The organism is Mucilaginibacter inviolabilis (assembly GCF_011089895.1).
Classification (GTDB): Bacteria; Bacteroidota; Bacteroidia; order Sphingobacteriales; family Sphingobacteriaceae; genus Mucilaginibacter; species Mucilaginibacter inviolabilis.
Genome location: NZ_JAANAT010000001.1, coordinates 2,074,035 through 2,095,069 on the forward strand (window position 1 = coordinate 2,074,035; position 21,035 = coordinate 2,095,069).

The window sequence follows — 21,035 nt, forward strand, 5'->3', positions numbered from 1 at the left end:
TCGAAGCATGGTGGGCGGGCCTTTACGCGCGAGTCTTCGACAGGCTCAGACTGACAGACCTGCTTGTTTCCTCCCCCTACCTTCCCCAGGCTTTATTAGGCTTAGGCCCCATCACCAGTTCTAATGTGGCACCGGATGCGATAGCGGCATAATCCAGATAACAATGACGATATGGCCTGCCGTTGAGCGTAGCGCTTTGGATATATACATTGGCAGCCGAATTATTTTTGGCTATGACGGTAAACGCTTTGCCTTTGGCATATTTTGGATCAAGGTTAATCTTTACCTTGCTGAATACCGGGCTGGTGATCTCATAACGCGTATCGCCAGGACAAACCTGGGCTATCCCGCTTGCTGCCAGCACATACCAGGCCGACATCTGCCCCACATCTTCGTTACCTACCAAACCTTCCACTTTGTTATGATAAGCACGCTGGCAAATGATTCTTGTCCACTTTTGAGTTAACCATGGCGCACCTAAACGATTAAATAAAAACGGCACATGGTGCACTGGCTCGTTGGCGTGGTTGTAATAATCGTTCCAAAGCAAATTGGCGGGGGCTTTTTCAAAAAAGTTGGTCAGGTCGGCTATGGCTTTTTCATTGCCGCCCAGCAGTTTGGCCAGGCCTTCAACATCCTGCGGAACAAACCAGCCCTGCTGATAGGGGTTGCTTTCTACCGTACCATAACCCTGCTGCAACCTGCCGGTAGCGGGCCACTCCTGCCAGTCGCCGTTATCTTTTTTCGGGCGGAACCAGTTTTTATCTTTATCCCATACATTTTTATAGGCCAGGGCCTTTTCGGCATATTTAGCGGCATCCTCTTTTTTACCGAGTGATTTAGCCAACTGCGCTATACACCAATCAAAATAGGCATACTCCAACGTTCCGGATATGCTGTTACCGCCAGTGGTAAAACCACGCTGCCCATTGCCGTCCTTAGTATTGGTATTCACGCTGTATTCATACGCTTTATTTACATCATAACCACGGATACCTTTGGCATAAGCATCAGCAATAACAGATATAGAAGGACTACCGATCATACAACCACTGTACGCGTTCAGCAACTCCCAGCGATCAAAAAAATGTGAGCCATTTTCAGTCGCCAGTGTAACCTGCGAATTGATGAGATCATTCACCAAACCCGGATTGATCAAAGTTTGCAAAGGCATCTGACTGCGGAACACATCCCAGCCGCTAAAGATAGTACGCTTGGTAAAATGATCGGCCACATGTGGTTTCAGATCGCCGCCGGGATATTTCCCGTCAACATCCTGAAACGTGCGCGGGTCTATCATGGTGTGGTACATGGCGGTATAAAAATTATATTTTTCTTCGGTTGTACCGCCGGTTACCTGTATTTTTGATAAGGCTTTATTCCACAAGGCACGGGCCTGTTGATGAACCTTGTCAAAGTCATAGTCCTTAATTTCGGTCTCCAGGTTGTTTTTTGCACCTTCGATACTATTGTAAGAGATACCTGTCTTTAATATTACCTGTTCATTAGCTTTGGTGTCAAAATCGGTATAAAAACCCAGGTGTTTGCCCAGTTTTTCTTTGGTACCAGGCAATATAGTTGCATGGGCGATGATGTCCTGGTATTTGGCACTTTCAATATCTTCCAGTTTACGGGTTTGGCCCTGTGGGATATTGGCGCTCCATACTCCATATTCTTTTAAGGGTTTATTGAATTGGGCATAAAAGTAAACGGTGTAAAAAGCATGTCCTGCACCATTGCCCCAGCCACCGCCTTCAGGCGTACATTTTATCCAGCCTTGTATGGTATGGTCGTCGACCACTTTTACATATTGATTAACCGAAGTACCGCCAACACGGCGGGCCAGATCTATCTGAATCCTCGAACCACTATTTTGGGGAAACGTAAACCGCATGATACCGCAATGTGGTGTAGCTGTAAGTTCTGATTTGATCTGATGATCTGTCAGCAGTACCGAATAATAACCGGCCGATGCTTTCTCGCTGGCTTTATCATAGTAGGAACGGTAACCATCGTGATGCCCTTCCTTACCAGCACTCGTTTTTAATGTTCCCGCGGTAGGCATCACCAAAAAATTACCCAGATCGCCATACCAGCCAATGCCGCTCATTTGGGTGAGGGCAAAACCCTCTATAGTTTTATGCTCATAGCTATAACCCGGCCCGTTATCTCCGCCCGTTATGGTATTCGGACTTACCTGCACCATCCCAAACGGTACGGCAGCACCCGGAAAAGTTTTACCTAGCCCCGCAGGATTACCCGCCGACTGCATATTGGTACTGGCACCTATAAAAGGGTTCACATAGTCGGCCAGTTGTTTTTGCTGAGCAAATAGCGTGGTACTGAAAGATATAGACAGGCTGATACCTGCAATTTTTAGTATATTATTTTTGAGCATGTTTTATTACTAAGGTCTATTGATAGCCGATCAACAACATATTACTGGTTTAACAACTAACAGGATGGTAAAAATATACCCGAACCCTATTACCTAACATAGATTAAAACACGATGTTGATGGATTATATATGGAAACAATAGCAAATTTATGATTTAGCCCGGTTTTATGGTATACCAGGCTGTTATTAACGTCTTTTTTACAATGAATGTGGGGTGATTACAAAAAGTTTGTCATGCTGAGGAACGAAGCATCTATTCATGAACCATGCTTCACGGAGAATAGATTCTTCGTTCCTCAGAATGACAAGGGGTGGTATAAATCCAAGGAGCTCTTTTACACCCGTGTCAACTTCACCGGAGCTGTGTGGTAAGCGTTCCACTGGCATACGTAAACATTTTTATCCTCATCAACACAAACGTCATGACCATGCTGAAAAATTGGATTAACCGCCTGTAAGGTTGGTTGTAATACCCCATTTTTATAAACCGGTGCGGCACCACCAGGGTTTGACACCACTTTATCCTTCGCATCCAATACGGTTACAAAACCCGAGTAATCAAAGCGTTTGCCAGCTGCGTCTTTCGACCAGCATACACCGGCATAAATATTTTGCTCATTGATCACCGCCCGGCAAACGTACATGCCCGGCATATCAATGCGCTTGATGAATTTACCATCGAGCGTAAATACTTTAAAACAGTTTTCTTCGCGTGAGGTACATATCAACGTTGGGTTATTTTTATCGCGGGTATCAACCGTAACGCCATGCGCGTTAATCAGGTTATGATCCTTATTGGTATTGTGATGACCACCAAAGTGATTGATGTATTGCCCTTTGCTGTTGTAATGGATAATATAATCGGAGCCATAACCATCGGCCACATAAATATCGCCGTTGGGTGCTACAGCGGTTTCGGTGGGTTTAAAGGGCTCGTCGTCTTTATAAATACCAATGGTTCGGGGGTGACCTATCGCAAATATCAGTTTACCATCGAGCGTGGTTTTCAATACCTGGCCCGATTGGCCATAGTTATTACCCGTTCTGTCCAGGGCCCATCCACAATCGGTCAATAATAAAAAATCTTCGCCGCCTTCTTTGCTGATACTTAACCCATGACCACCAGGCAATGAGGTTCCCCAGTAATCAAGCAGTTTGCCCGATTTATCAAATATCAGGATGTTGTTGTGGGTATGGTCGCCCAGCATAATGAGGCGGCCTTTGCTGTCCTGTACCATTTCATGGCAATTGGCCAGCGGATTACTGTTTACGCTGATCTTAGCCCAGTTTTTATCGGCTTTATAGGTAAATTCTCCCTGTCCGATGGTTTGGTCGTTTGGTTTCATATCCTGATGTAATATAGCAAAACTTTTAGCTGGCGCGGCGGCAACCAGGGCGGATGCAATAGCCGAATTCTTTATAAAATTTCTTCTCGATTTCTCCATGGTTTTATAATTGTTCTATTGTATGAACATAATGCTAAGGTAGTATATTTTCTGTCAAATTATCAGCCTCAAAAAAGAGAAATTATTTATCGTTACGATTTTAAAAATGAATAACAAAATACGTTTTGAAAACTTGTATTTTTCGCAGATAATTAAAAACATAAACCGGACAAACATCCAGTACGTATAAGAGCAGGACGACTGCTTAATAAAATGTAACATCAAGGGACTATACATTTAATATATTGAAATTAAATATTTAGTTTTAAAAATTGATCACTATTAACCATACCAGCACTAACTGAATTGATATATGGCGGGATTTGCGGCGCTTATTACCTTTTTCTTATGTACACAACTGCGTAAAAATCTAAAACGGGATGGTGTCAATTCGCCATGGTCACAATATCTGCTGTATGCCATGTGTACGGCGATTGCACTTATGGCCATGAGTTTTAATTATGAGAGCAGGCCTATTTTTCAGCTGCTTATTTATGTATTAGCTACCGGGGTGGTTACGCTGCCCTACACCGTAGAGGAGTTTAGGTCGAGCCGCTCTCTCGTTAATGCGGTAATCCCTATCGTAGCGGTTGGCCTTCTTACTTTTGCCTGCGAGCATTTATTCCCCAAGCTTTACGAAAGCATTGACACTTTTATGGAGAGTGCCATATGGTTTGCTGTAATCTGGTTCTGCGCCATGTGGTTTATCAATCGCCGGCAAAACAAAGCGTTGGAGATTGAGCGTGTTAAACGCCGCAACGAGGAAGAGCAGAATCGCATGATGGCTGCCCGAAAAATCACCCTGGAAAGCGAAGTTAAACAACGTACCGCCGAGCTAACCCAGCAAAAAGAAGAGCTGCAACAAACCCTGGCCGAACTCAAAAGCACTCAGGCTCAATTAGTACAGCAGGAAAAAATGGCATCATTAGGTGAGCTTACTGCCGGCATTGCTCATGAGATACAAAACCCGCTAAACTTCGTCAATAACTTTAGCGAGGTAAGTATCGAGCTATTGGATGAGCTGAAGGAAGATATTTTAAGTAAACTGCCCGAGGAGACTAAAGAAGAAGCAGACGATATCATCAATGACCTTACCCAAAATCTCGCTAAAATAAACCAGCATGGTAAGCGTGCTGATGCCATTGTAAAGGGCATGCTGCAGCATTCGCGCGCGTCAACCAGTAAAAAGGAGCCTACCGATATCAATGCGCTTGCCGATGAATATTTACGCCTCAGCTACCATGGCCTGCGCGCCAAGGACAAATCATTTAATGCAGGTATGAAAACCAGCTTTGATGAAAGTATTGGCAATGTTGATACGATGGCGCAGGACCTGGGGCGGGTATTGCTTAACCTCTATAACAACTCGTTCTACTCTGTAGCCGAAAAGAAAAAATTGAAAGGCGAAGGTTATGAGCCCATGGTTAATGTAAGCACCAAACATATAACGCTTGCCAATGGCCATAATGCTGTTGAAATTGTTGTAAGCGACAATGGTATGGGTATCCCTCAAAAGGTACTGGATAAAATATATCAGCCATTTTTCACCACTAAACCTACCGGTCAAGGAACCGGCCTGGGTTTATCTATGAGCTATGATATCGTTACCAAAGCCCATAACGGCGAGTTGAAAGTAGACACCCAGGAAGGCGAATACGCCAAATTTACCATCATTATACCTACAAATGGGTAGGGTTTGGGAGTAAAGATTTTGGGAACAAGGAGTAAGGACTTGAAGAATAAGGAATATAGCATGATGATTTTTTAAAAAAGACACTAAATCACTAATTCGATAAATCACTAATTCACTAACTAAATTAATTCACTAATTAAATTGAAGATACTTGTTGTTGATGATGAGGCCGATGTACAGCCATTATTTACCCAACGCTTTAGGAAAGAGATCAAAAGCGGTGAAATGGTATTTACATTCGCGTTATCGGGTGAAGAGGCCATGGGATATCTGGAGCAAAACCACTCCGAAGTGATCCTTATTTTATCAGATATTAATATGCCGGGGATGAGCGGACTGGAGTTGCTTAAAAATATCAGGAGTACCTATGAAAAACCACCACCGGTAGTCATGATGATAACCGCTTATGGCGATGATGAGAATTACAGGCAATCCATGGATCTGGGCGCCAATGATTTTTTAACCAAGCCCCTTGATTTTAATAATTTGAAAGATAAACTAAAACATATAGAACAATAATGGCCAAGATACTGGTGGTTGATGACGAGTCGGATCTGGAATTGCTCATCAAGCAGAAATTCAGGAAAAAGATCAGGGAAAAGGTATTTGATTTTGTATTTGCCCAGAATGGTTATGATGCGCTAAAAAAACTGGCCGAAGAGCCTGATATTGATGTAGTTTTAAGCGACATCAATATGCCCGAAATGGATGGCCTTACCCTGCTTACCAAACTGCCCGAAGCCAACCCTATTTTAAAGGCAGTTATGGTATCGGCTTACAGTGATATGGATAACATCCGCACGGCCATGAACCGGGGGGCTTTTGACTTTGTGGTGAAACCTGTTAATTTCGAGGATCTGGATATTACTATCGAAAAAACGCTGCTACATGTTATCGAACTCAAAAAAACAATGCAGGCCATTAAGGAGAATAACATCTTGCGCATGTATGTGGACGAGAATGTGTTGAACTTTATGACTCACAAAGAGTTTGAAACCAGTCTGCTCTCCAACGAGACCATCGATGCAACCGTTATATTTATTGATATATGCGGTTTTACAGCCATCTCAGAGCATGTACCCGCCAACACCGTGGTAAGTTTGGTTAACAAACTGTTTGATGCCATGGTGAAAGAGATCATCGCTCAAAACGGCCATATTGATAAATTTATGGGCGATGCGGTGATGGCTGTTTTCAGGGGTGAATATCACCTCGACCGCGCTATTGACGCTGCCCTTGCTGTACGTGAAAAAATGCATGCCGCCGAACCCATAGTGTATGGCGACAGAACTTTTAAACCCGAGGTATCTATCGGTATCAACTCCGGCGAAATGATCTCGGGTAATATTGGCTCTGCTTCTTTAAAACGATTAGACTATACCGTAATTGGCGATGCCGTTAACCTGGCCCAGCGCTTACAATCGGTAGCCCAGGCCAACCAGATCATTGTAACCGAAGAGGTTTACGAAAAAGCCAAAGAATCATTCGAACTCAACAAAATTGGTGAAGTAAGCCTGAAAAACAAAGCCAAACCGGTGGAGATATACGAGGTGGTTTCTTAGTGATAATATCTATATAGTATCAAGTAGCTAGTATCAAGTATCAAGACAGAATTTTCAGATATCAAAAAACTTCAAGAATCTTGATACTTGATACTAGCTACTTGATACTAAATAAAAATCAATGTTCCCTTACTCTTTTCTTCAATACGCCACCGGCGGCTTCTTTGATGCTGTTGGTAAATACAAAAGCTTTAGGATCGATGCTGTGAACCAGGTTTTTTAAGCGGCGCACTTCAAAACGGGTTATTACGGTGAAGATGATATCCACAGGCTGATGTACATCAAAGCTTTCTTTTAAAAAGCCACGCTCGCCTTTGTAAATGGTAATACCCCTACCCAGTTCCATCACCAGCTTTTCTTTGATAATTTCACTTTGGCCGGATATAATATTCACAGCCGTATACTCTTCCAGGCCATCAATCACAAAGCTGATGGTTCGCGAAGCAGTATAATAAGTTAAGATGGAATACAGTGCAGTTGGCAAGCCAAGCTTAAAGGCCGCGATTAAGAAGATGATAATATTGATCCCCAGGATGATCTCGCTGATGGTAAAACCGCTTCGTTTTAAGGTGTATAATGCTAGTATTTCGATGCCATCCAGCGCGCAGCCGCCACGGATGGACAAGCCCACACCCAAACCCATAAACACTCCGCCAAATATAGATACCAGCAGCTTATCAGATGTAATAACCGGGTATGGCACATAATGCAAACAAATACCCAATGCCACTACACAGGCAAAGGTTTTAAGCGCGAACGACTTGTTTACCTGGAACATCCCCATAATAATAAACGGGATATTGGCCACCACAATAACGAATGCGATATTAAAATGATACAATTCATGTATTAACAGCGATATACCGGTAACACCACCGTCAAAAAAGCTATTGGGTACCAGAAAACCTTTCAGGGCAAAACCGCAAAATAATATCCCGATGATAACCGTTACTACATCCTTAATTATTTCGGGTAAACTGTGTTCCGCTTTGGTCATGAATTATATTTTAAACTGTTCTTTTAATGATCTCTTCCAGATGCAACTGCTTAACAGGATTACGCTGTTCGATAGCTGTTTTGGTAAAATAATGATGATTTTTCAGAAAAACAATCTGCAGCTTATCCCAGTCCTGTTCATTTTTCAAACCATCCGTTATTTCAAGTTCCGAAAATAGCTTTTTACTGAGTACAAAAAAATCATTCCGGCCTAAATAATCCAAATCGGCATCACAAATAATTTCGCCTAAATGATCATGAGGACTTTGCGGCATTTTGGTGGCCATAATAATATCGCAGATCCGCTCAATATCTTCGCCGGTATAACCAAAATTCGGCAGATATAAACGGGCATTATCGCATGACTTATTTTCGTGATCTTTTTGTCCCGCTAAAAACCCCGAATCATGAAACAGCGCCGCGGTAAGTAACAGTTCTGTTTCGTGATCATTTATCCCCTCGTTTTGTGCCAGCTGTTTCGACGCGGTATACACATCCACCGCATGATCGGCATTATGATAATGAAAACATTCAGGTAGCTCTTTTTTTAGTTTAGCCAGTATAAATTCCCGGGCCTGTTCAATCTGCATCGGTGTTTAAAATTGATGGCTAATATAATAATTTGGTTTATCGGGAGACACAAATATGTGTCTCTACATTAAAAACAAGACGTAACGACGCCTAAGAGAGTATCATTTTTAATTCCCTTCCCACGGGAGGGGCGCGTTGGACTGGTGTAATGGCAGGGAGGGGTTTCTACACGCGATGATTATCTTGTTCTATAAACCCCTTCCTCCCCTTCCCGAAGGAAGGAATCGCACAGGGCCTTGGCTTTTTTGATCAGCTGTCACCCTGCCGTTATACATAAGAAAAGAGACACAAGTATTGTGTCTCTACATTAAAACAAGACGTAGAGACGCATTACATGCATCTCCCATAAGATAGAAAATAAAAAGCCTGCTGACAGTCAGCAGGCTTTTTAAAACACTTTAAAAGCTTACATTTTAAGTGTTAAATTAAGTGTAAACCGGGTTGGATTTTGCGGCGCCAAACGGAACGACCAATATTTTTCGTTAGTGAGGTTATCAAATTTTACACCAATGCGGTATTTAGGCTGATCATAAAAAGCAGTCGCATCAACCGTGGTATAGGATGGTATAGTAAATTTAAATGTTGCTGTATTGGTTTGGTATGAAGAGCTACCGTAGTTACCGCCTACACCAAAGCCCAAACCTTCCACCTTACCATTGGTAATGCGGTAGCTTGCCCATAAGTTAGCCAAACGGGCCGGACCTGATGCTGCGGGGCGTAAACCTTGTATACCTGTACCAGGCGCTGCGCTGGTTATTTTACTATTGTTATAGGCGAAGCCACCTACAATGTTAAAGCCGGCAAATGGGTTGGCTATCAATTCAGCTTCGATACCTTTACTTAACTGGGTACCAGCCTGGGTTGAAAATCCCGGATGTGCCGGATCATCCATCGTGGTGTTGGTTACCGAAATATCATAATAGCTAACCGTTGAACTGATTTTATGATCCCACACATCAACTTTTACACCACCTTCCCACTGGTTGGCGTATTGAGGTTTAAATGGCGTATTATCAAAACTGGTAGCTGTAACGTTGTTAAAACCGTTCATATAGTTGCCAAACAGCGATACCTTGTCTTTAACCAACTGGTAAACCAAACCAAATTTTGGCGACCATGCCGTTTGGTTAAAGTTACCTGTAGTTTTGCCGTCGGCCGGGGTATAAGCACCTTTGTTCTCAAAGCGGTCTATACGAATACTGGCCATGGCGTTCAATCTATCGGTGATATTAAACACATCTGATACATAGGCCGCGTATGAACTTTGGTTATTTTGAACATAATTGCCCGGTATTGGCGCCTGCGCAGCAATAAGTGCAGAAACCTTTTCAGGGGTGAAATTATTGTAAGCAGCTCCCGGGTTTTTATAGTTGATGAGCGGCATATTTACCGAAACATTGGTATTGTTACTTTTTTGGTTGTAGTATTCAAAACCAGTAACGATACGATTGCGGAAGCTACCAATCTTAAAATCGCCAATAAAGTTTTGCTGTACGTTGGTAATGTAATATGGGTAATCTTCTTTGGTTGCCTGCCGTCTTATTGCAGTATCAGCTATGGTAAACGCCGTAACAAAGCCTTTTGTGGTAGAGAAAGTTTTGTTGAACATGGTTTGTGATTTCCAGTTATCAGATATCTTGTAGTTAACTAAAGCATAAATATCAATTTGGCGACTTTGATAATCCAGATTGTTATTGGCAAACGAACGTTTATAATCTATACCCAGATCTTTAATATTGTAAATTTTGGCTTTAGGATCCGGCGCCAGGCGGTAAGCAGATGTGGCGCTGCCGTTACCTATCTCCGCGTCAACATCAACAGATAAACGGTCATTAACAATATAAGTGATGCTCGGCGCTACAAAGAAGCTGCGGTTATAACCGGCATCCTGAAAGCTATGCTCAGTGTGCAGGGCTGTATTAACGCGAAATAATAATGTTTTATCCTGATTCAATGGCATGTTTACATCCGCGGTAAGACGATTAAGGTCGAAACTGCCGGTTTGATAAGCGATCTCTGTATGCGGCGTACCAAAAGGCTGCTTGGTAACCCGGTTAAACAAACCGCCAAATGAAGCTAAGCTACTGTTAAACAGAGTACCTGTAGGCCCTTTGATAGCTTCAATCTTTTCGATATCGGCGGGGTCAATAGCATTAAAATTGTAGCCGGCTACGCTGTTACGGATAAAGTTACCAGTAGTGAAGCCACGGGATAAAAGTGTTGTACGCCCGTTGTTATATACCAATGGCACACCTGTACCTGGGATATTTTTAAAACCATCCACATAGCTGGTTACTATTTGCTCTTTCATCAGTTCGCTGGTTACTACGCTATATACCTGTGGGTTTTCCAGGTTTTTGAGTGGTAAACGGGCTACATCTTCTGTTTCTTTTTTCAGGAACTTATTGGTTTTGTGACCTTTTACACTTACTTCCTGTAAGTTTTTACTATCATCCTCCAGAATAAAATCGGCAATTGTTTCGGCGTTTTCCGTAACGGTAATCTGCTGCGATTTGGTGGTCGAACCTACAAATGAAGCAACCAGGGTATAAGTACCTGGTTTTACCTTTTTAAAGTTAAAACGACCATTTACGCTGGTCATCGTGCGTTGGTTGGTTTCCTTGATGAGCAATGTGGCCAGGCCTATAGGTTCGTTATCGCTGGTTTTAACGATACCTTTTATACTACCTGTTGGTATTTCTGCTGATGCAAAACGAGTATTGAGGCAAAGCGTTAAAAAGAAAATACAAAATATAAAACTAAACGAGGGTGGATGATTTTTACGTAAAGAATGCGTCATTGTGTTAGGGGATTAGAGGTATGCGATCAATAGTTTTGTATGGTTAAACCTATAGTGGTAAAACGCCGCAAAGTTATTTTTATTTAGAATAAATCCAAATAAAAATCACTAATACGTTTTCGTGAATAATCGCTTATAAATTGTGCCTGGATTTAGGGATCCTTCTACTATAAGCAGACATATTTCGGCATATAAGAATTATATTAGCCCAATGAATAGCTGGTTCAAAAATTACAAGGGTATCATTTGGCTTATGACTGGTATTATAGCAGGAAGTATAGCCGGGATATTTTTAGGCAAAAAAGTAGAGCTTATTAAACCTATCGGCGATATTTTCCTGAATCTGCTGTTCACTGCTGTAGTGCCATTGGTATTTTTTGCTATAGCATCGGCCATTGCCGGGCTTGATGGATCAAAACGGCTTGGCCGCTTACTGGGCATCACTTCGCTGGTGTTTTTATCAACCGTATTGGTAGCAGCTATTGTAACCATTATTGCAACGTGGATATTTCCTATCCATCAGCATCTGGTAGCCAGTCCTATAACCGAAACCATCGTCAAAAAACCATTTGGTGATCAGCTTACCCAACTATTTACCACCAGCGAATTTTATGAATTGCTGTCCCGGAAAAGCATGCTGGCTGCTATTATATTTTCCATATTGATAGGATTCGCTACCCTACGCTCGGGCGAAAAGGGCGCTTCTTTTGCCCGTTTTTTGCATAGTGGCAATGAGGTGTTTAAAAATATATTCATCCTCATCATGAAGCTTGGCCCAATTGGTTTGGGAGCCTATTTCGCTTACCAGGTTGGGGTATTCGGTCCGCAATTATTTGGTGGATATGCCCGGTCTATGGGTTTGTACTATGGTGTAGGGGCATTTTATTTTGTGGTGATCTTTAGTCTCTACGCTTTTATAGCTGGTGGTGTAAACGGCATAAAAAAATATTGGCGCAACAATATCATACCATCGGCAACGGCTGTGGGTACCTGCAGCAGTATAGCTACGATACCAGCCAATTTGGATGCAGCCAAAAAAATAGGTATTCCGGATGTTATAGCCAATGTTACTATCCCACTTGGCGGCACATTGCATAAAGATGGCTCGAGCATATCATCGATAGTAAAAATGGTGGTGGTGTTTGCCTTATTCGGCAAAAGCTTTAACAATGTCGATACGATAGTCCTGGCCCTGGCTATGACTGTGCTGGTAAGTCTGGTTGAGGGCGGTATACCCAATGGAGGATACATTGGCGAGCTGTTATTTATATCAGCTTATGGTTTTCCACCCGAAGCCCTCCCTCCTGCCATGATCATCGGTACCCTGGTTGATCCTATGGCGACCCTTTTAAACGCTACTGGCGACACGGTGGCCGCTATGCTGGTAACCCGCTTTAATGAAGGTAAAAACTGGCTTAACAAGGCCGAACAGCCATTCTCCTGAGTAATAGCCCATCACTAGACAAGAAGGGGGCTGTCACCCTGAGCTCCGTCGAAGGGTAGAGCGCAGAGAACCCAAAGTGGGTTTACACTAAAACCCATAATATATCAGCAAAATACAACTAACTATCTGTATATCAATTATATAAATTAATGTTAATCATAAAAAGTGTAAACCATGTAAACCCAATTTGCCCGCATTTTCAAACGCCATTTATTTGGCAGCTCCGAATAATTATATTTGAGCTATACGTAAATTCGCACTCAAAATCCCGGGATCATTATGTTACATATATTATACATCATCGCCATTATTGCCGAAGCTATGACGGCTGCTTTATCAGCCGGGAGGCGTAATATGGATTGGGTGGGCGTTTGCATTATTGCCTGGGTTACTGCCCTGGGCGGTGGTACCGTACGTAATATTTTATTTAACCATTACCCCATGAGCTGGGTTGAGCACCCTGAATACCTGCTGATTACCGCTGGTGCGGCCATATTAGCGGCTATCATCGCTTCCTTAATGACCAAACTCAAAAGGCTCTTTTTATATCTTGATGCGCTGGGTTTGGTAGTATTTACCATTATAGGTTGCCAGGTAGCTCAACAAATAAACCTCCCGCCTACTATCGTGATGTTCAGCGGTATGATCACCGGCTGCGCGGGTGGTGTACTTCGGGACGTATTATGTAATGATATCCCGTTGTTGTTTCATAAAGAGATTTATGCCAGCGCTTCGATAGTTACCGGGGCGGCTTATTTAGGTATTGAATATTTGGGAGGAAGTTCGGAGCTTGCCATTGTACTGGCCTGTATTATTGGTTTGGCATTACGCTTATTATCCATCCGTTATAAATGGCAGATGCCCAAGTTTGTTTACAACGAAGAATGGCATTAAAACAAAAAGGCCCTCCGAAATATCGGAGGGCCTTTTTGTTATTCTGATAATCAATATTACCAACCTGTATTTTGGGTTAATTTATTGTTTGTGGAGATCTCACGTTGCGGGATCGGCCACAGATAATATTGATCCTTCATGGTAACACCCTGCTCATTTGCGGTAGATGTTGCCGGACCAAATACATTGTTTTTTACATCATATATCTGGTGTGTACGCTGGATATCGAAATATGATTTATCCTCGAAAGCAAGCTCGTGATAACGCTCTTTCCAAATGGCCACGCGGAACTGATCTTTGGTTAAACCAGCCAAGGGTGCCAGGTTTGCACGAGTACGGATCTGATTTACCGCAGCATAAGCATCAGCAGTTGGACCATTCACCTCGTTTGAGGCCTCAGCATAGGTCAGCATAGCTTCAGGCAAACGTAAAAGTGTCCAGTTTTCATCACATTTTCCGCTATTGGCAGTACCCGATACAGAACTTTCCACATGGAAGTATTTGTACAGGCAGTGCTCTCCAAAAATAACAGTGGATTTACCATCAGAAGATGGATACTGTGAAAAATAGAATTGTTGTTCTTGTGTACGCTTATCACCAGCCTCATAGCTGGCAAAGAAAGCATCCGTAGGGATCATAGCACCCAGGTGGTCGCCATAAACACCAACCGGCAAGTTAAACGGTACGGTTAACTGGGTAATAGCATTGGTAGCATTTTTAGTTGCATCATAATTGGCCTGAAATATCAACTCACCCTGGTTTTTATGAGCGTTATCATGTAAATAGGCGTAATCAGTAAACAGGGTATATAAAGGCAGCGCTTGTTTTGCCTCGTCTGCGGCTTTCTGATAGTTCTCAGTTTTTTGCAGCGGATAACCAGCCATAGTTAAATATACACTTGACAACAATGTATGAACAGCACCCATTGATGCTAACATACCATTAGTACCTGGAAGGCCAGATTGCTCGGCTGCCAAAAGATCACTTACTACCAGATCATACACCTGCTCTTTTGCTGTGCGCGATGGATATAAAAGTGAGCTATTCAAATCAACCGGAGCAGTGATCAAAGGCACATCACCATACAATCTTACCAGGTGATAATAATAGAATGCCCTTAAAAAGTACACCTCGCCTAACATTGATTTTTTTGTAGCGTCATCCATGCTGATAGCAGGTATACGGTTCAATGCAATATTACACTCTGCAATGGCGGTATAGCAGCTTTTCCATACGGTTTCAAAACCGGGATTGGTTGGATCTGTACGCTCAAATATTACGTTATTATTATTCACACTTTGTCCTAATGATGTGGCGTGACCAGCAAACAGTTCAAGCGTAATAAATGGGGCTTCACCATAAGCATCACCATTCTGAAAAAAGTAGGTGCCATAGTTTTGACCATTCAGGTTGTTGCCGTAAATACCGTTTACAAATGCACGTGCCTGACTCTGCGTTGTAAAATAGTTTTGCTGAGTAAAGTTGCTTTTATTAGGTTCATCAAGATATTTTTTGCAACTGGTAGCGCTTGCTATAACGATCAGGGCCAGTAAACCAGTCCTGTATTTTTTTAAATTAAATTTCATAATAACATTCATTTAGGTATTTAATTAAAAACTTGCATTTACACCCAGAAGATATACTCTTGGTTTTGGATAATCGTAAAACTGGATACCCTGGGTAAAGTTACTGCTACTGTTGTAGGTGGAAGTTTCAGGATCATACCCGGTGTACTTGGTGATCAGGAACAAGTTTTGGCCTTGTGCATACACTCTTAACCTGCTTAGTTTAATTTTCTTAACCAGGTTATCAGGGAAATTATAGCCCAACGTTACGTTACGGCCACGGATGAAGTTACCGCTCTCTACCTTGGTTGAGTATATTTCTGTTTGATAATAAACATAAGCAGGACGATCCTGTGCTATACTGGTATTTTGATGATCTGGAGTCCAGGCATTCAATACAGTGGCATAGCTATTGGCCTGGCCGGTACGATCCTGGCCAGAGTGACGTGTTAAGTTCATGATCTGGTTGCCATAGTTAAACTGTAGCTCAATACCCAGATCAAACGCTTTGTAACGGAAGCTGTTGGTAAATGTTCCGTAACCAGATGGGGTTGATTTACCCAAAATTTGCTTATCAGCTACAGTAATTTTTCCATCGCCATTGGTATCCTGTATTTTAAGGTCACCAGGTAATTTGCCATATTTAGCAGCTTCGGCAGCTTCGGCTGTACTCCATGTACCTAACACTTTGTAGCCATAAAATACGCTGGCAGGTTGCCCAACACGTAAAAGGTTAAATTGCGAAAGGAAAGTAGGTGCCAGGAAGATATCATCATTAGCATCACCTAAGTGCAGAATTTTATTTTTCAGGAACGAGATGTTAAAAGTGGTATTCCAGGTGAAATCCTGTGTTTTAACGTTAACAGAGTTAATGGTTACCTCAATACCTTTGTTTTCAAGGCTACCGATGTTTTTAAACACGCTGCTGTAACCACTGCTTTCAGGAATTGGTGCGTTTAATAATAGCGCCTTGGTCTTTTTGTAATAAGCATCCGCATCAACGTTCAACCGGTTATTGAACAAGCCGAAAGCAACACCAAAGTTAAACTCGCTATTTTTTTCCCACTGAAGATCAGGGTTACCCGGGCTGCCTGTATCAATTACAGTTCCTGTCCCGCCTACCACCGTGCTTCCGGATACGAGGTTAGCCTGAGAGCGGTATTGACCAATTTCAGAGTTACCTGTTAAACCATAGCTAAATCTCAGTTTCAGATCGGAAATGGTTTTGTTATCCTTCAGGAAATCTTCCTGGGATACACGCCAGGCCAAAGCTGCTGACGGAAAGAAACCATATTTTTTTGAAGGACCAAAACGGGAAGAACCATCTTCGCGACCTGTTAAGGTTAACAGATATTTATCTTCATAACCATAATTGATACGTCCGAAGAACGACTGTATCTGCCATGCATAATAATTTGAAGCAGGTGTTCCGGGAACCGCACCTACACCCAGGTTATTGAATCCAAAGTAGTTATCAGACAGGCCGGATGTAGAGGCTCCTACACTCAGCTCATTAAAGCTTTGGCGTTCTGTACCTACAACTACGTTCAATGAGTGCACTTTATTGAACACTTTGCTATAGGTAAAGTGGTTTTCCCACTGCCAGAAGGTATCATTATACTCATTAATAGAAGCCGAACTGTTGCTTTGGTCAACTGTAGCACCGCCAACTAAACTGGTTTGATAATGCGGGTTATAATTGGATTGAGTAGTAACACCTAAAGTACTGCGGAATTCTAATCCCGGAGCCAGATTTATATTCAAATAACCGTTACCGCTAAATATGCTTTTGCGATACAGATTGTGAATTTCATTGGCTTGCGCAACTGGGTTATCGCCACCTTCCAGATTCGGATAATCGGTTCTTTTACCATATGAACCATCAGGATATTTGATTGGAATAAATGGCACCATTTCAATCAACATACGTGGAATATTATTACCACCTGTACCGTCATCTGCGGTACGTTGCTCAGAGTTATTGTAGTTAATGGTAGCACCCACTTTTAACCATGGTTTTACCTGGTGGTCAATAGTTAAACGTGCGTTATAACGTTTCTGATAGCTATTCAGGATAATACCTTCATCATCGGCATAGTTTAGAAATAAGCCATAAGTAAGGTTATCTGAACCACCTGTAAAGGTTACATTGTGGTTTTGGCTATAAGCAGTACGCGTGGTAGCTTTTTGCCAATCTACGTTATACAACGGATTCAGATTCTGATCAAATAATTTACCTATCAGCGCGGTACGTTCTTTTTTTGGATCATCATCTACATATTTTCCTGCTGCCCAACCTACGGGGTCATATTTAGGGATATTGGCATAAGATTGATCTTCAACCGATAACCATTGCTGAGAGTTAAGCACAGGTAGTTCTTTAGCCATTACACTAACGCTTCCATAAGCATCATAACTTACGCTACCACCCTTTTTACCACGTTTAGTAGTTACCAGGATTACACCATTGGCACCGCGGGTACCATATATAGCTGTTGATGACGCATCCTTCAAAACGTCGATAGTTTCAATATCGTTAGGATTTAACGCTGCGCCGCCGGCTGTCCATACCACTCCATCCACTACATACAGCGGATCTGTTGCTGCATTGATAGAACTGTAGCCGCGGATACGGATCTTGGTTTCACCACCTGGTGCGCCAGAGTTGGTAGATACGTTTACACCCGCAATTTTACCAGCTAATTCCTGCTCTAAGTTAATAGCCGGACGCTCCTGTAAAGCTTTTGCGCCAACGCTACCAACTGAACCGGTAAGATCAACCCTTTTTTGAGTACCGTAGCCAACCACAACAACTTCGTTAAGGCTTTTTTGATTCTCAACAAGTGTTACATTGAGCACAGATTTGTTACCAACAGGCACTTCCTGCGTGTTGTAACCCACAAAGCTAAATACCAGGGTTGCATTACCATCTGGCGCATTTAAAGTATACTTACCGTTTACATCAGTAATTGTACCCACACTTGAGCCTTTAATCCTGACACTTACACCAGGAAGAGGTCCTTTATCATCACTTACCGTACCTTGTACTTTAAATGCCGCCGGAGTATTTGCAGCAGTTTCATCTTTCTTTTTAACTACAATGGTTTCCTGGAAAATCTTGTACGTTAAGGGCTGATCTTTAAAACACTGATCAAGCGCTTCCTGAAGCGAAGCATTGGATACTTCAACATTTATTCCGCCTGCATTGGATACATCCTTTTTATCATATAAAAAATGATAACCAGTTTGTTTTTCAATTGCTTTCAGTACTTTTTCAACAGTAGTGTTCTTCTGATGCAAAGTCACTACCTGACTATAACTTTTTGCACTTACATTGGTAAGGGCTGCAATTATAATAATAGCCGTTAGCTTCATAGCCAGTATTATTTTGGATAATTGGGGCCATGCCAGAGGCGTGGCCTTAGAATTAAAATTCATAAGTTTGTTGTGTTTGGGTTAAACATTAAATTCAATTCGTCGATTGCATTCTTTTGGGGCCCAGATAATTTTGGCCGGGAAAGTGCAGCGAACACTTCCCGGTTTTTTTATATCATATACCTATTACCTGCTTTAGGGATTATAAGCCTATACGGCGCAGAAGCAGGACATCATAAGTTGTGGAATCCCCCTGCCGGAGCTAACTTATTTTTGGTATTTCTTCCATCATAGAGTTGTTTAAGGTGAATAATTGGTTAGTTGTTTTGAGATTTATTTAATCCTGATCAACAGGATTATTGCATTATAGTAATGTGCTTATCTTCTATTTTAAAATTAACCCCTTCATATTTAAGCATTCCCAAAAGTTCAGAGGCTTTTACATTACGGGATATACGCCCGGTAAACTCTCTCTCAGGGATTTTACCTTCATAAGTTACCTCCACATCATACCAGCGGGCAGCCTGTCTCATGATCGATTGGATGCTGGCACCGGTAAACTGAAACAGTCCGTCTTTCCACGCAATCGATTCATCAGCATCGGCATCATTAACCACGCGGATCTCACCGTTCTGGTTTAAAGATGCCTGCTGGCCAGGTTTTAAAATACTGGTGTAGTTGTTATTACTTATTTTAACAGATCCTTCAAGAAGCGTAGTTTTCATTACCGCCTCATCGTTATAAGCCATGGTATTAAAATGGGTTCCCAATACTTCAATAACGGTATGGTTAGTTTTCACCCTGAAAGGCATGGCTGCATTTTTCGCCACTTCAAAATAAGCCTCTCCGGTAATTTCAACTTCCCTGGTTTTACCTGTAAACACAGCCGGAAAGCTTAATGACGATGCTGAGTTTAACCAAACTTTGCTCCCGTCGTTCAATACTAATTGATATTGCCCTCCTCTTGGCGTCGCGATGGTATTCATGGGTATTGCCCCGGTAGCAGCCCCATCTTTGCCACCTTCATAAACTAACTGCCCGTCGTGGGTTTTATTAATTTGCGTATTTCCTTCTTTGGCTAAAACACCGTTTTGTGCATTATCAAGATAAATCGTTTTACCATTTGCAAGCGTTAATAGCGCCCTGTTCCCTCCTGGCAACACATCATGCCTGGGTTGCGTTTTCGCTATGTTTTTTTTTGTATCAGGCTGTCTTTTCTTGTTGATCAGTACATAGGCGCCAAAGCCTAAAAAGATCATTAATGCGGCGGCTGTACCCAACCGTAGCCATAATCTGTAATTATCCGGAGGCTTAATAATATGAATATTATCCTGGTTTCCGTTTTTCAGGATATTGTTTAACATATCCATGCTTTTTGAGGGGTCAAAAAGTAGCTCATTTACTTCGAGGTCATTCCACGCCTGCTGAATAAGTGCTGTCAGTTCAACATCATTGGATGAGGCATTAATAATTTGAAACAGTTCATCCCGCTCCTGTTCTGTAGCGGTTTGGTTATAGTAGCTGTTAAAAAGATAACGTAATCTGGCATTCAATGCACTCATACCGTGTAATTGTTTATCATAGTAAATAATTGGCGAATGATGGTTTTTAGGAAACCTCACTTACATGACAACAACAAGGGTAAAAAAGGGGGTATTAATTTCTAAAAAAAATAAAAAAACTTTTTAGAGCGATTAGCAAAAGCACTATAACTTCCAGATGCTCATGCACATACTCTGTTATTGACAGGGTAGCTATCTGCAAATATTTTTTTACAGTTTCGCGCGATAACTCCAGTTGGTCGGCTATTTCAGCGTATTTCAAGCGACCGTGCCTGCTCAGTAAATACACTTTTTGCTGCTGAGGAGGTAATTGATCAATAGCTTCGTCCAATAAATTATAGTACATATCTGTACCAGCTATTTCAGCATGAAGGTTTCCGGTACCAGCTTCTTCCATTTGTTTGATCACTGCACGTTCCTTAGCCAGTTTTTTCAGGCAGTTTAAGGCGTGGTTTTTGGATATTACAAACAGGTAAGCCTTAAAATTATCAACGCGAACCAATGATTCACGAGTGAACCATATTTTCAAAAAAACATCCTGCACTATTTCTTCAGCTAGTTCAATGGAGTTTGTTATGCGTAGCATATGCTCCCCTAATTGCTGATGATACATCATAAACAACTGGCGAAAGGCATGTTCATCACCCGAAGCTACCTGCATCAACAGCTCTCTCTCATCAGCATGAGCAATTTCAAACATAGTTTAGTG

14 protein-coding genes are annotated in these 21,035 nt (G+C 42.1%); 5 read left to right on the forward strand and 9 right to left on the reverse strand.

From position 1 onward, the window contains the following. Positions 1 to 76: 76 nt before the first annotated feature. Positions 77 to 2,398 (reverse strand): GH92 family glycosyl hydrolase, encoded by a 2,322-nt coding sequence (locus G7092_RS08280; RefSeq protein WP_166088047.1) that lies wholly within the window; start codon positions 2,396 to 2,398, stop codon positions 77 to 79. Positions 2,399 to 2,734: 336 nt separating this feature from the next. Beyond that, on the reverse strand, positions 2,735 to 3,844 hold the full coding sequence (locus tag G7092_RS08285; RefSeq protein WP_166088048.1) for a twin-arginine translocation signal domain-containing protein: 1,110 nt from the start codon (positions 3,842 to 3,844) through the stop codon (positions 2,735 to 2,737). 313 nt (positions 3,845 to 4,157) lie between these two features. On the opposite strand from G7092_RS08285, the gene G7092_RS08290 reads away from it, so the two are divergent. The 3 genes from G7092_RS08290 to G7092_RS08300 all read left to right on the forward strand — a co-directional run bounded on the left by G7092_RS08290 (position 4,158) and on the right by G7092_RS08300 (position 7,099). Then, positions 4,158 to 5,537, forward strand: a complete 1,380-nt coding sequence (locus G7092_RS08290) for a sensor histidine kinase (RefSeq protein WP_166088049.1) — start codon at positions 4,158 to 4,160, stop codon at positions 5,535 to 5,537. 141 nt (positions 5,538 to 5,678) lie between these two features. Beyond that, positions 5,679 to 6,056 (forward strand): response regulator, encoded by a 378-nt coding sequence (locus G7092_RS08295; protein ID WP_166088050.1) that lies wholly within the window; start codon positions 5,679 to 5,681, stop codon positions 6,054 to 6,056. Next, entirely contained in the window at positions 6,056 to 7,099 is a 1,044-nt protein-coding gene (locus tag G7092_RS08300) for an adenylate/guanylate cyclase domain-containing response regulator (protein WP_202985237.1), read from the forward strand. Before G7092_RS08295 ends, G7092_RS08300 begins: the two co-directional genes overlap by 1 nt. A 118-nt stretch (positions 7,100 to 7,217) precedes the next feature. On the opposite strand, the gene G7092_RS08305 is transcribed toward G7092_RS08300, so the two are convergent. The 3 genes from G7092_RS08305 to G7092_RS08315 form a co-directional block, all read right to left on the reverse strand. Next, positions 7,218 to 8,096 carry a YitT family protein gene (locus tag G7092_RS08305; RefSeq protein WP_166088052.1) on the reverse strand — a complete coding sequence of 293 codons (879 nt, stop codon included), beginning with the start codon at positions 8,094 to 8,096 and terminating at the stop codon, positions 7,218 to 7,220. Between the two features lie 10 nt (positions 8,097 to 8,106). After that, positions 8,107 to 8,685 carry an HD domain-containing protein gene (locus G7092_RS08310; RefSeq protein ID WP_166088053.1) on the reverse strand — a complete coding sequence of 193 codons (579 nt, stop codon included), beginning with the start codon at positions 8,683 to 8,685 and terminating at the stop codon, positions 8,107 to 8,109. A 407-nt stretch (positions 8,686 to 9,092) separates the two neighbouring features. Next, on the reverse strand, positions 9,093 to 11,486 hold the full coding sequence (locus tag G7092_RS08315) for a TonB-dependent receptor (protein ID WP_166088054.1): 2,394 nt from the start codon (positions 11,484 to 11,486) through the stop codon (positions 9,093 to 9,095). Between the two features lie 253 nt (positions 11,487 to 11,739). On the opposite strand from G7092_RS08315, the gene G7092_RS08320 reads away from it, so the two are divergent. After that, the gene (locus G7092_RS08320; RefSeq protein WP_235953801.1) at positions 11,740 to 12,930 is read left to right on the forward strand and encodes a dicarboxylate/amino acid:cation symporter; all 1,191 of its coding nucleotides are present in this window, start codon (positions 11,740 to 11,742) and stop codon (positions 12,928 to 12,930) included. 279 nt (positions 12,931 to 13,209) lie between these two features. Then, the gene (locus G7092_RS08325; RefSeq protein WP_166088056.1) at positions 13,210 to 13,824 is read left to right on the forward strand and encodes a trimeric intracellular cation channel family protein; all 615 of its coding nucleotides are present in this window, start codon (positions 13,210 to 13,212) and stop codon (positions 13,822 to 13,824) included. A 56-nt stretch (positions 13,825 to 13,880) separates the two neighbouring features. Here G7092_RS08325 and G7092_RS08330 read toward each other — a convergent pair whose 3' ends face one another. From G7092_RS08330 to G7092_RS08345, 4 genes are all read right to left on the reverse strand, one after another. After that, positions 13,881 to 15,410: a RagB/SusD family nutrient uptake outer membrane protein gene (locus tag G7092_RS08330; RefSeq protein ID WP_166088057.1), complete on the reverse strand. Its 1,530-nt coding sequence runs from the start codon at positions 15,408 to 15,410 to the stop codon at positions 13,881 to 13,883. Between the two features lie 24 nt (positions 15,411 to 15,434). Next, positions 15,435 to 18,827: a TonB-dependent receptor gene (locus tag G7092_RS08335; RefSeq protein ID WP_166088058.1), complete on the reverse strand. Its 3,393-nt coding sequence runs from the start codon at positions 18,825 to 18,827 to the stop codon at positions 15,435 to 15,437. 293 nt (positions 18,828 to 19,120) lie between these two features. Further along, a complete protein-coding gene (locus tag G7092_RS08340; RefSeq protein ID WP_166088059.1) occupies positions 19,121 to 20,326 on the reverse strand; it encodes a FecR family protein in 1,206 nt (401 codons plus the stop codon). Positions 20,327 to 20,420: 94 nt separating this feature from the next. After that, complete coding sequence (locus G7092_RS08345) at positions 20,421 to 21,026, reverse strand: sigma-70 family RNA polymerase sigma factor (protein ID WP_166088061.1); 606 nt, start codon at positions 21,024 to 21,026, stop codon at positions 20,421 to 20,423. Positions 21,027 to 21,035: the final 9 nt, after the last annotated feature.

Excerpts from the sequence above, each read along its gene's own strand:
- G7092_RS08305 (WP_166088052.1), bottom strand. The coding sequence starts at position 8,096 with ATGACCAAAGCGGAACACAGTTTACCCGAAATAATTAAGGATGTAGTA.
- G7092_RS08290 (WP_166088049.1), top strand. The coding sequence starts at position 4,158 with ATGGCGGGATTTGCGGCGCTTATTACCTTTTTCTTATGTACACAACTG.
- G7092_RS08310 (WP_166088053.1), bottom strand. The coding sequence starts at position 8,685 with ATGCAGATTGAACAGGCCCGGGAATTTATACTGGCTAAACTAAAAAAA.
- G7092_RS08280 (WP_166088047.1), bottom strand. The coding sequence starts at position 2,398 with ATGCTCAAAAATAATATACTAAAAATTGCAGGTATCAGCCTGTCTATA.
- G7092_RS08285 (WP_166088048.1), bottom strand. The coding sequence starts at position 3,844 with ATGGAGAAATCGAGAAGAAATTTTATAAAGAATTCGGCTATTGCATCC.
- G7092_RS08320 (WP_235953801.1), top strand. The coding sequence starts at position 11,740 with ATGACTGGTATTATAGCAGGAAGTATAGCCGGGATATTTTTAGGCAAA.
- G7092_RS08335 (WP_166088058.1), bottom strand. The coding sequence starts at position 18,827 with ATGAATTTTAATTCTAAGGCCACGCCTCTGGCATGGCCCCAATTATCC.
- G7092_RS08315 (WP_166088054.1), bottom strand. The coding sequence starts at position 11,486 with ATGACGCATTCTTTACGTAAAAATCATCCACCCTCGTTTAGTTTTATA.
- G7092_RS08330 (WP_166088057.1), bottom strand. The coding sequence starts at position 15,410 with ATGAAATTTAATTTAAAAAAATACAGGACTGGTTTACTGGCCCTGATC.
- G7092_RS08345 (WP_166088061.1), bottom strand. The coding sequence starts at position 21,026 with ATGTTTGAAATTGCTCATGCTGATGAGAGAGAGCTGTTGATGCAGGTA.
- G7092_RS08340 (WP_166088059.1), bottom strand. The coding sequence starts at position 20,326 with ATGAGTGCATTGAATGCCAGATTACGTTATCTTTTTAACAGCTACTAT.
- G7092_RS08325 (WP_166088056.1), top strand. The coding sequence starts at position 13,210 with ATGTTACATATATTATACATCATCGCCATTATTGCCGAAGCTATGACG.
- G7092_RS08300 (WP_202985237.1), top strand. The coding sequence starts at position 6,056 with ATGGCCAAGATACTGGTGGTTGATGACGAGTCGGATCTGGAATTGCTC.